This window comes from Streptomyces sp. 6N223 (assembly GCF_052246635.1).
In the GTDB taxonomy this organism is placed as follows: Bacteria; Actinomycetota; Actinomycetes; order Streptomycetales; family Streptomycetaceae; genus Streptomyces.
Genome location: NZ_JBQQCA010000031.1, coordinates 74,977 through 85,326, shown reverse-complemented (window position 1 = coordinate 85,326; position 10,350 = coordinate 74,977). Strand labels below are relative to the sequence as shown.

Here is a 10,350-nt window from a genome sequence, read left to right as displayed (position 1 = left end):
GGCCGAAACCCCCGACGCCGGACGAGTGAAAGGAGCGGGACGCCCATGAGCGACGCGCCCAACACCCTCGTCGTGCGCCTCGACAGCGCCGGAGACGTGCTGCTCGCCGGCCCCGCCATCCGCGCCGTCGCCGGCGGATCCGCCGGCACCACCCTGCTGTGCGGCCCGCGCGGCGAGGCCGCCGGCCGCCTGCTGCCCGGCGTCGACCGGATCCTGGTCTACGACGCGCCGTGGGTGAGCCTCTCCCCGCCCGCCGTCCAGCCCGAGGGCGTGCACGGCTTGATAGAACGCATCGCCGCCGCCCGTTTCGACCGGGCCCTGATCTTCGCCTCCCACCACCAGAGCCCCCTCCCGGCAGCCCTGCTGCTCAAGCTCGCCGGCGTTCCGTGGGTCGCCGCCGACAGCGAGCACTACCCCGGGTCGCTGCTCCAGCTGCGCCACCAGCGCGCGCCGTACCGTCACGAGGCCGCCGCCGCCCTGGAGCTGGCCGAGGCGGCCGGGTTCGCGCTCCCGCCCGGCGACGGCGGCGCGCTGCGCATCGCCTCCTACCCCGACACCACCCACCTCACCGGCGACGACCCCTACCTCGTCGTCCACCCCGGCGCCGCCGTGCCCGCCCGCATGTGGACCCCCGCCCGCGCCGCGCAGGCCGTCGCGGCGCTGGCGAACGCCGGCCACCGGATCGTCGTCACCGGCGGGCCGGGCGAGGAGGGCCTGACGCGCCGGGTCGCGGGCGGCCACGCGCTGGACCTGGGCGGGCGCACCGGGCTGCCCGAACTCGCCGGCGTGCTGGCCCGCGCACGCGTCGTCATCGCCGGGAACACCGGCCCCGCGCACCTCGCGGCGGCCGTCCGTACGCCGATCATCAGCCTGTTCTCGCCCGTCGTCAGCGCCGACCGCTGGCTGCCCTACCGCGTTCCCCACCTGCGGCTCGGCCGGCAGGACACCGCCTGCGCCGGCACCCGCGCCCGCCTGTGCCCGGTGGCGGGCCACCCCTGCCTGGACTCCATCACCGACGACGAGGTCCTCGACGCGGTCGCCGCCCTGACGCCCGAGGGCCGGCGCGAACCCGCCCGGACCCGGGCCGGGACCCCGAGGAGGTCGGCCGCGTGAACATCCTCCTGTGGCACGTCCACGGCTCCTGGACCACGGCGTTCGTCCAGGGCGGCCACACCTACCTCGTGCCCGTCCTGCCCGACCGGGGCCCGGACGGCCGCGGCCGGGCCCGCACCTACGACTGGCCCGACTCCGTCGTCGAACTCCCGCCCGCCGCCCTCCGCGACGCCCCCGTGGACCTCGTCCTGCTCCAGCGCCCCCACGAGGCCGCGCTCGCCGAGCGGTGGCTCGGCGGCCGCCGCCCCGGCCGCGACGTGCCCGCCGTCTACGTCGAGCACAACGCCCCCGACGGCGGGGCCCACGGCGCCGGCCCCGTGCCCGACACCCGCCACCCCTGCGCCGACCGCGACGACCTGAAGGACGTGCTCCTGGTGCACGTCACCCACTTCAACCGGCTGTTCTGGGACAGCGGCACCACGCCCACGGCCGTCGTCGAGCACGGCGTCGTCGACCCCGGCCACCGCTACACCGGCGAGCTGGCGCGGGCCGCCGTCGTCGTCAACGACCCGCTGCGGCGCGGCCGCACCACCGGCACCGACCTGCTGCCGGGTCTGGCGGGCGCCGTGCCGCTGGACGTCTTCGGCATGGGCACGGCGGACCTGGCCGCGCGCCTCGGCCTGCCCCCGGAACGCCGCGACCGCTGCCGCGACCACGAGCTGCCGCAGCGGGAGCTGCACGCCGAGATGGCGCGGCGCCGCGTCTACCTGCACCCGGTGCGCTGGACGTCCCTCGGGCTGTCGCTGATCGAGGCCATGCACCTGGGGATGCCCGTCGTCGGCCTGGCCAGCACCGAGGCGGTGGCCGCCGTGCCGCCTCAGGCCGGCGTACTCACCACGCGGCCCGAGGAGATGGCCCGCGCCGCGGCCCGCTTCGTGCGCGACCCCGGGGCGGCCGAGGCCGCCGGGCGGGCCGCGCGCCAGGCCGCGCTGGAGCGCTACGGGCTGAAGCGATTCCTGCACGACTGGGACCTGTTGACGGAGGAGGTGACCCGCTGATGACGCGAACCAGCCAGAGCCCCGGCCCGAGTCCCGGCCCGAGCCCCGGCCCGAGCACGGGCCTCGCCATCGCCCTGGTCTCCGAGCACGCCAGCCCGCTCGCGGCGCTGGGCGGCGAGGACGCCGGAGGCCAGAACGTTCACGTGGCGCAGCTCGCCGGCGCCCTCGCCGACCGGGGCCACGCCGTCACCGTCTACACCCGCCGCGACTCCGCCGCGCTGCCCGCCACCGTCCGGCTGCGGCCCGGCGTCACGGTGCGCCAGGTGCCCGCCGGGCCGCCCGAGCCGGTGCCCAAGGACCGGCTCCTGCCCTTCATGCCCGCCTTCGGCGCCTGGCTGGAGCGGGAGTGGGCCGCGGCTCCGCCCGACGTCGTGCACTCGCACTTCTGGATGTCCGGCGTTGCCACCCTCCGGGCCGCCATGCCGCTCGGCATCCCCTTCGCGCACACCTACCACGCGCTCGGCACCGTCAAGCGCCGCCACCAGGGCGCGGCCGACACCAGCCCGCCCGGCAGGATCGCGTGGGAGAGGTACGTGGGGCTGAGCTGCGACCGCACCGTGGCGACCTGCCGCGACGAGGTGGCCGAGCTGACCGCCATGGGCCTGGCCGCCGAGCGCGTCAGCGTCGTGCCCTGCGGCGTCGACCCGGACCTCTTCACGCCCGCCGGGCCCGCCGCCACCGGCGCGCGGAGCCACCGGCTGCTGCAACTGGGCCGCCTCGTGCCCCGCAAGGGCGCCGAGACCTCCATCGCGGCGCTGGCCCGGCTCCCCGACGCCTACGCCGACACCGAGCTGGTGGTGGCGGGCGGCCCGCCGGCGGACCGGCCGGACCTGCTGGCGGCCGACCCGGAGATCCGCCGGCTGCGGTCGGTCGCCCGGCAGCTGGGCGTGTCCGACCGCGTCCGCTTCACCGGCGGCGTTCCGCGCGAGGAGGTGCCGCCGCTGCTGCGCGGCGCCGACGTGGTGCTGTGCCCGGCGGAGTACGAGCCGTTCGGCATCGTGCCGCTGGAGGCCATGGCGTGCGGCGTTCCGGTGGTGGCCAGCGCGGTCGGCGGGCACCGGGACACCGTGGCCGACCCCGGCACCGGGCGGCTGGTGCCGCCCGGCGACCCGGCCGCGCTGGCCGAGGCCGCCGCCGGGCTGCTGGCCGACCCGGCCGCGCGGGCCGCGTGCGGCGCGGCCGGGCGGCGCCGGGTCCTCAGCCGCTACCGCTGGGCCTCGGTCGCCGCCGCCACCGAGCGCGTCTACCACGCGATCCGCGCGGGCGCGTACGCCCCCGACGGCAGGAAGGAGAACGCCCATGTCTGAGGTCATGCCTGACGACACGGCGGCAGCATGCGCTGCATCCATCGGCCGCGAGCACTGCCAGTCGCTGCTCGACGCGCTGCGCCGCCTGCGCGACGGCGACGGACCCGGCGGCAGCAGCATGGGGGAGGCCGTGGCCTGGGGCCGCCACCTCGCCCAGGTGCTTCCCGCCGGCGGCCGGCTGCTGGCCGCGGGCAACGGCGGCAGCGCCGCGCAGGCCCAGCACCTCACCGCCGAACTCGTCGGCCGGTACGCCACCGACCGGCGCCCGTTCTCCGCGATCTCCCTCCACGCGGAGACCTCCTCCGTCACCGCCATCGGCAACGACTACGGCTTCGACGAGGTCTTCGCCCGCCAGGTCGCCGCCCACGGCCGCCCGGGCGACGTGCTCGTGCTGCTCTCCACCTCCGGCCGCAGCGACAACCTCCTCGGCGCCGCGACCGCCGGCCGCGCCGCGGGCGCGCGCGTGTGGGCGATGACCGGCCCGGCGCCGAACCCGCTGGCCGCGCAGGCGGACCGGGTCCTCAGCGTCCACGCCGACACCCCGGCCACCGTGCAGGAGGCCCACCTGGTCGCGCTCCACGTGGTGTGCGAGGCGTTCGACGCGGCGCTGGCCGCCGCCACCGTGAACCCCTACGCGCGGGCGGAGGCGACATGAGCCGCATGACGCGCCGTCAGAACGGGCCGATCGTGGTCGTCGGCGACGTGCTGCTCGACCAGGACGTGGAGGGGGACGCCACGCGCCTGGCCCCGGACGCGCCCGTCCCCGTCGTCGAGGTGAACGCCGAGCGCTGCCGCCCCGGCGGCGCCGGGCTCGCCGCCGCCCTCGCGGCCCGCGACGGCCGCGAGGTGGTGCTGGTCGCCGCGCTCGGCGGGGACCGGGCCAGCGAGATGGTGCGCGCGCTGCTGCCGTCCGGGGTGCGGCTGGCCGAGGTGCCGTGGGAGGGAACGCTGCCGGTCAAGTCGCGGGTGATGGTCGACGGCCGGCCCCTGCTGCGTTTCGACCGGGGCGGCGGCACCCCCGGGCCGGCGGGCGCGGGCGTACGCGAGGCGCTGGCCGAGGCGGGCGCGGTCCTCGTCGCCGACTACGGGCAGGGCACGGCGGCGGCGGTGCGGGCCCCGCTCGGCGAGGCGGCCCGGCGCGTCCCGATGGTGTGGGACCCGCACCCGCGCGGCGGCCGGCCGGTCGCCGGGGCGCGGCTGGTGACGCCCAACGAGCGGGAGGCGCGCGGCTTCGTGGGCCGCGCCGTGCCGGAGGGCGACGACACGCTGCGCGCCCACAGCCGCCGCGGTGCCCTGCTGGCGGAACGCTGGCAGGCGGCCTCGGTCGCCGTCACGCTCGGCGAGCGCGGCGCGGTGCTCACCCCCGCCCACTGCGACGACCCGCTCTACGTCCCGGTCACCACGCACAGCGACGGCGACCCATGCGGCGCGGGCGACTGCTTCGCCGCCACGGCGATGGCGGTGCTGGCCGACGGCGGCCTGCCGTCGGAGGCGGTGGGGCGGGCGACGGAGGCGGCGTCGGCGTTCGTCGCCGCGGGCGGCATCGCGGGCGCGGCCTGGCGCTCTCCGGAGGCCGTCGGCCCTCCGGAGCCGTGGCACGACCCCGCCGACTCCGGGGTGCCGCGCGGCCTCACCGAGATCCACGCCCTGATCGACCGGGTGCGGTCGCGCGGCGGCACGGTGGTGGCGGCCGGCGGCTGCTTCGACCTGCTGCACGCCGGGCACGTGCAGTTCCTGGAGAACGCCCGCCGGACGGGCGACTGCCTCATCGTCTGCCTCAACTCCGACGCCTCGGTACGCCGCCTGAAGGGCGCCGGCCGCCCGCTGAACCCGGCCGCCGACCGGATCCGCGTGCTGGCCGGGCTCGGCTGCGTGGACGCGGTGGCCGAGTTCGACGAGGACACGCCGGAGCGGCTGCTGCGCGAGCTGCGGCCGGAGGTGTGGGTCAAGGGCGGCGACTACAGCGTCCGCGACCTGCCGGAGGCGGCGGCGCTGCGGGAGTGGGGCGGCCAGACGCTGGTCCTGCCCTACCTCGACGGCCGCTCCACGACCGAGCTGGCGCGCCGCGCGGCGGGGCTGTGACCGTCGTCGTCCTGCGGGCCCTCGGGCTTGGCGACCTGCTGACGGGCGTCCCGGCCCTCCGCGCGCTGCGGCGCGCGCACCCCGGCGAACGCCTGCTGCTGGCCGCCCCCTCCTGGCTCGCCCCGGCGGCCGCGCTGACCGGCGCGGTCGACGGCGTACTCCCCGCCTCGGCCCCGGGCCGCGCCGTCCCCTCCCGCATCCCGTGGACCGACCCGCCCCCAGCCCTCGCCGTCGACCTCCACGGCCGCGGGCCCGAGAGCGTCGCCCCCCTCCGGGCCCTGACGCCTCGTCAGCTCTACGCCTACGCGCTCGAATCCGGGCCGCGCTGGGACCCGGAGGAGCACGAACGCCTCCGCTGGTGCCGCCTGCTGTCCCACCACGGCACCCCCGCCGACCCCTCCGACTTCCGGGTCGTGGCACCTCCCCTCGCCTCCCCCGCCCCCGGCGCGACCGTCCTCCACCCGGGCGCGGACGCGGGCGCCCGCCGCTGGCCCGCCGAACGCTTCGCCGCCGTGGCCCGCGCCCTCCACCGCTCGGGCCACCAGGTCATCGTCACCGCCAGCCCGTCCGAGGCGCCGCTCGCCCACCGCGTCACCACCCTCGCGGGCCTGCCGCCCGAGGCGGCCCTCGTGGCCCTTCCCTTCCCGCGCCTGGCCGCCCTGATCGCCGCCGCGAAGGCGGTGGTGGTCGGCGACACCGGCGTCTCCCACCTCGCCACGGCCCTCGGCACCCCCTCCGTCACCCTCTTCGGCCCCGTCCCCCCGACCCGGTGGGGCCCGCCCCCTTCCCCCCACCACCGCGTCCTCCACCACCCGTCCCCTCACCCGCATCCCGACCCCCACGCCTCCGACCCGGACCCCCGCCTCCTCCGCATCACCCCGGCCGAGGTGCTGCGCGCCCTCGCTGCCCTCCCGTAGGCCGGGAACGCGACCGCGGGCGTGCTCCCTCCTCGCCCATGGCCGCGGTGAGGTGGCGCGTCAGGGACCGGGCGAGACCGGTGGCTTGTTCCACGTGGAACCACGCCCGGGGAGTGGCCAGGTGCAGGCCGAGGGCCTGACGGGTGCGGGTGACGAAGACGGTGGGGACCGGGCCGGGCGGTGGGGCGTAGGCGAACAGCTCCGTGGCGCTCGTTCCCGGTGGCAGGGTCAGGCGGAGCGGGAACGCCGCGAGGTTGCTGAGCATCGCGGTGAACGGCAGAGCGACCGGCCCGTCGGGCAGCCGGCTCATGGCCACCACCTGCCGCTCGGCGTAGGCGTCGGCCCTCGCGGAGGCGAGTTGCCTGTCCACCGCGCGTCCGAGCGCGGCCGGGTCGTCGGCGGCGCTGACCTGGGCCGTGACGGGCACGAATGAGGACGCCTGCACCACGCGGTGCGCGGGGATGGGCGGGGCCGTCCGGGAACGCAGGTCGACCATCGAGCCCAGGGCCAGGGGCAGCGGCCCTTGGACCGGGCGGAGCTGGGTGCGGGCCGCCAGCAGGACGAGTGCGGAGAGCATGCCGGCCGGCGTGGTTCCCTTCCGCCGGGCGGCCCGGTAGAGGCGGACGACCTGCGCGCCGGGCAGCTCGACGGTGTGCAGGTGCGCCCCGTGGCCGGCTGCGGGTGCGCGGGCGGGCAGCAGCCGGGCGGGCGGTGGCTGACCGGCCGCCGCGGCGGCCTGGTCGGCGAGCCAGGCGGCGATGTCCTCGGGAGGGTGGCGTTCGGCCAGCAGCTCCTCGGCGGGGCGCGGCAGTCGCGGCTCGACCGGCGGGGCGGGCGGGCGTTTCCCGGCGACGAGCGCGGTGTACGTCTGCCACAGGCGGGACAGCAGCGCCAGGCCGGATACGCCGTCGGCGACGGCGTGGTGGACGGCGAGGGCCACCCGGTGGCAGGCGTCGGCCGGACGGCGGATCACGGCGGCGCGGAGCAGCGGCTCGCCGGGCGCGAAAGGGGAGTCGATGTCCTCGCACCGCTCCGTCTCGCGCAGGCGCGGCGGCGGCTCGTGGGGTGCCGCGGCCAGCCGGTAGCCGTCCGCCTCCGCGGTGATGCGGCATCTGAGGACCGGATGCCAGGCGCAGACCTGGTCCGCGGCCCGTGCCAGGGCATCGACGTCCAGCGGGCCGTGGACGGTGACTCCGCTGACCGCGGGGGTGCCCGTGCGGGCCATGGCCGCCTCGCCGGCGACGAGAGGGCGGCTCGATTCCATCGGCTTGCCTCTTTCCTATGTCCTTCTCAGATGTCCTTCTCGGATGTCCTTCTCAGAGATCGAGTGGGTCCCACCACCAGGCGATGGAGGAGACCGGCAGCGGTGAGGCGTCGGTGGGCGGGGTCGTCGTCCAGGAGGCCAGGGTGGTGACGGCGCCGGGGCTGCGGCCGTCGGGGTTGCGGTAGCGGTCGGCGCTCAGACCCCATTCGAGGTTGCCGCGCAGCAGGTGGGCGAGGTGGTCGAGGTAGGCGCGCAGGGGTCCGCTGGCGCGGGGTGAGACCCGCTCGCGCAGTTCGACGAAGCGGTGGGTGAGCCGGTTGCACAGCTCCACCGCCCGGTGCAGAGCCTCCTTCCGGGTGCACCGGTGCTCGCGGCGGAGGATCTCCACGAGGCTGAGGCCCGACGGCGGGGTCCCTTCGTGGCGGGCGACCCACAGCTCCTTGCCGTAGGAGAAGAGGTCGTCGTCGAAGGCGGCGGTGGTGAGGGCCAGTTCGGTCAGGGCACGCACGGCCGGCGAGGACAGTTCCCGGTCGGGGATCTCCTCACCGTCGATGATTTCCGCCCAGGCCAGGGTGGCGCCGCCCGCCGCGGTGTGCTGGCGCATGTGGGCGTAGTCGTTGAGCGTCGGCGTCGTGCGCGCGGTGCGGTGGCCGAACTCCCACAGCACGGCGAGGAACCACGCGCGGTGCGCCTCGGCGCAGCGCCGCACCTGGGTGGCGGCGGCCCACCGCCGCGCCCGCTGCGCCAGGTCCCGCACCGGCGGCAGCAGGCGCTCCCCGGGTGCGTCCAGCCGTGCGTCCGGCGCCTCAAGAACCCGCACGATCCTCGCGGCCAGGCTCGCGAACCGGCCGGCGCGCCTGGCGGCCGGGCCTTCGTCGCAGTACACGTCGTCGAAGTGGAACATCAGGGTGCACCAGTCCACCGCGAGCTGCACTCGGTCGGCGGGCGCGCGGGGCATGATCCTGCCGTAGAAGTGAGGGCAGTCGTTGCCGCGCATGCGGGCTCGCTGTTGTGCTGACAACGCCAGGTCGAAGCGGTCGATCCAGTCGGCGGTGCGCGTGGCCAGTACGGCCTCGTCGGGGTGCCGGGCGGTGGGCAGCGGGCAGTAGCGGGGCGGGAGTTCCACCGAGACCTCGCCGGTGACCTCGCCGGTGACCTCGCCGGTGACCTCGTCAGGGGTCTGCATGATCGTCTCGCGTCTGGGCGGCCTCACCTCGACTTCACCTCGGCCTCACCCGTTGGCGGCCGCGCCGGGCCCGTCGCGGGTGGACAGCTCGACCAGCAGGCGGCGCGGGCGCAGGGCGGTCGACAGGGCCACCGGGCGGAGGTCGCTGCCGGGGGCGCGGCGCAGCCGCCAGCGGCTGGTCATGGTGGCCAGCAGCAGGATGCTCTCGGTCAGCCCGTAGACGTCGCCCGCGCACTTGCGGGCGCCGCCGCCGAACGGCGCGAAGGCCCCCCGCGGCAGGGAGCGGGCGCGCTCCGGCAGCCACCGGTCGGGGTCGAACGCACGCGGGCGGTCGTACACCCCGGGCCGCCGGTGCACCGCGGGGGCGCAGAAGGCGACGGTGGTGCCGGGCGGCAGCCGGTGCCCGCCCAACTCGGTCTCCTCGGTGGTGACCCGGGTGAACAGCCAGCCCGGCGGGTAGAGGCGCAGCGCCTCGGCGAGCACGCGGCCGGTGTACGGCAGGCCCGGCAGGTCGGTGCCGCGGGCGGGCCTGCCGCCGAGCGCCGCGTCGACCTCCCGGTGCAGCGTCGCCAGCGCCTCGGGGTGGGCGTCCAGCAGGTGCAGCGCCCAGGACACCGTCGCGGCGACGCTGTCGGAACCGGCGGCCAGCAGGGTCAGGACCTGGTCGTGGATCTCCGTGTCGTCCAGGCCGTCCAGGTGCCCTCGCGCGCCGCCGACCGCGCTCTCGTCGTGCACGGCGCTCTCGTCGTGCGCGGCGATGAGGGAGGACAGCAGGTCCCCGCGGTCCGCACCGCCACGGCGGTAGTCGGCGACCAGGGCGTCGATGCGGCGCCGCAGGTCGGCGACGGCCCGTTCGAAGCAGCGGTTGACCGGCAGGGGCAGGCGCCGCAGCGGCCGGGGCAGGAACATCCGGGCGGTGAGCTGGTTGAGCACCGTCTCCACCGACTCCCCGAACCGGGCCACCGCCTCGTCACCGACCCGGGTGGCGAAGAGGCTGCGCAGCACCGTGCGCAGCGCGGCCCCGTACAGTGCGCGGTAGGCGTCGATCACCTGCCCGGCCTCCCAGCGCTCCGTCAGCGCCGCGGCTTCCTCCTCCATGACCGGCGCGTACCGCTCCAGCCGCGCGGGATGGAAGGCGGGCTGGATGAGCCGGCGCTGCCGGCGGTGCTCGGCGTGGGGGCAGCTGCCGACTCCGTTGCCGATCGTGGCCCGCACGCGGTCGTAGAAGGGGCCGCCCTTGTCGAAGACCCGGTCGTCGGTCAGCACCTGCCACAGCAGCTCGGGATGGCAGGGCACCAGGGCCCGCACCGGGCCGAGGCGCACCTCCACCAGATCGCCATGGGCGGACAGCGACTCGGCGAACCGCAGCGGGCGGCGCATCATCGGCCAGGCATGGCCGATCAACGGGAACGCCCCTGGTGCCGCCGCTGCCGTGTAGGTCACACCGGGCCTCCCCTCACGCGCCGCACGCCGCAGGAGACCG

Annotated in this window: 9 protein-coding genes; 6 read left to right on the top strand and 3 right to left on the bottom strand. The window is 77.3% G+C overall.

What is annotated here, in order from left to right; translation table 11 throughout:
• Positions 1 to 45: 45 nt before the first annotated feature.
• From ACTWQH_RS19970 to ACTWQH_RS19945, 6 genes are read left to right on the top strand one after another with little or no spacing between them, the layout of a single operon-like run.
• A complete protein-coding gene (locus ACTWQH_RS19970) occupies positions 46 to 1,113 on the top strand; it encodes a glycosyltransferase family 9 protein (protein ID WP_443287993.1) in 1,068 nt (355 codons plus the stop codon).
• Positions 1,110 to 2,111: a glycosyltransferase gene (locus tag ACTWQH_RS19965; RefSeq protein ID WP_443287992.1), complete on the top strand. Its 1,002-nt coding sequence runs from the start codon at positions 1,110 to 1,112 to the stop codon at positions 2,109 to 2,111. The genes ACTWQH_RS19970 and ACTWQH_RS19965 overlap by 4 nt, the downstream gene beginning before the upstream one ends.
• Complete coding sequence (locus ACTWQH_RS19960; RefSeq protein ID WP_443287991.1) at positions 2,111 to 3,418, top strand: glycosyltransferase; 1,308 nt, start codon at positions 2,111 to 2,113, stop codon at positions 3,416 to 3,418. The genes ACTWQH_RS19965 and ACTWQH_RS19960 overlap by 1 nt, the downstream gene beginning before the upstream one ends.
• Positions 3,411 to 4,073, top strand: coding sequence for a D-sedoheptulose-7-phosphate isomerase (locus ACTWQH_RS19955; RefSeq protein ID WP_443287990.1), 663 nt, complete (start codon positions 3,411 to 3,413; stop codon positions 4,071 to 4,073). The genes ACTWQH_RS19960 and ACTWQH_RS19955 overlap by 8 nt, the downstream gene beginning before the upstream one ends.
• Positions 4,070 to 5,500: a D-glycero-beta-D-manno-heptose 1-phosphate adenylyltransferase gene (gene rfaE2 / locus ACTWQH_RS19950; protein WP_443287989.1), complete on the top strand. Its 1,431-nt coding sequence runs from the start codon at positions 4,070 to 4,072 to the stop codon at positions 5,498 to 5,500. The genes ACTWQH_RS19955 and rfaE2 overlap by 4 nt, the downstream gene beginning before the upstream one ends.
• Positions 5,497 to 6,417: a glycosyltransferase family 9 protein gene (locus ACTWQH_RS19945; protein ID WP_443287988.1), complete on the top strand. Its 921-nt coding sequence runs from the start codon at positions 5,497 to 5,499 to the stop codon at positions 6,415 to 6,417. The genes rfaE2 and ACTWQH_RS19945 overlap by 4 nt, the downstream gene beginning before the upstream one ends.
• Here ACTWQH_RS19945 and ACTWQH_RS19940 read toward each other — a convergent pair.
• From ACTWQH_RS19940 to ACTWQH_RS19930, 3 genes are read right to left on the bottom strand one after another with little or no spacing between them, the layout of a single operon-like run.
• On the bottom strand, positions 6,374 to 7,681 hold the full coding sequence (locus tag ACTWQH_RS19940; protein ID WP_443287987.1) for a phthiocerol/phthiodiolone dimycocerosyl transferase family protein: 1,308 nt from the start codon (positions 7,679 to 7,681) through the stop codon (positions 6,374 to 6,376). The genes ACTWQH_RS19945 and ACTWQH_RS19940 overlap by 44 nt on opposite strands.
• 52 nt (positions 7,682 to 7,733) lie before the next feature.
• Positions 7,734 to 8,894: a terpene synthase family protein gene (locus ACTWQH_RS19935; RefSeq protein ID WP_443287986.1), complete on the bottom strand. Its 1,161-nt coding sequence runs from the start codon at positions 8,892 to 8,894 to the stop codon at positions 7,734 to 7,736.
• An 18-nt stretch (positions 8,895 to 8,912) separates the two neighbouring features.
• Positions 8,913 to 10,310, bottom strand: a complete 1,398-nt coding sequence (locus ACTWQH_RS19930; protein ID WP_443287985.1) for a cytochrome P450 — start codon at positions 10,308 to 10,310, stop codon at positions 8,913 to 8,915.
• Between the last annotated feature and the right edge of the window lie 40 nt (positions 10,311 to 10,350).

Coding starts and splice junctions, on each gene's coding strand:
- rfaE2 (WP_443287989.1), top strand. CDS start 4,070: ATGAGCCGCATGACGCGCCGTCAGAACGGGCCGATCGTGGTCGTCGGC.
- ACTWQH_RS19960 (WP_443287991.1), top strand. CDS start 2,111: ATGACGCGAACCAGCCAGAGCCCCGGCCCGAGTCCCGGCCCGAGCCCC.
- ACTWQH_RS19970 (WP_443287993.1), top strand. CDS start 46: ATGAGCGACGCGCCCAACACCCTCGTCGTGCGCCTCGACAGCGCCGGA.
- ACTWQH_RS19955 (WP_443287990.1), top strand. CDS start 3,411: ATGTCTGAGGTCATGCCTGACGACACGGCGGCAGCATGCGCTGCATCC.
- ACTWQH_RS19940 (WP_443287987.1), bottom strand. CDS start 7,681: ATGGAATCGAGCCGCCCTCTCGTCGCCGGCGAGGCGGCCATGGCCCGC.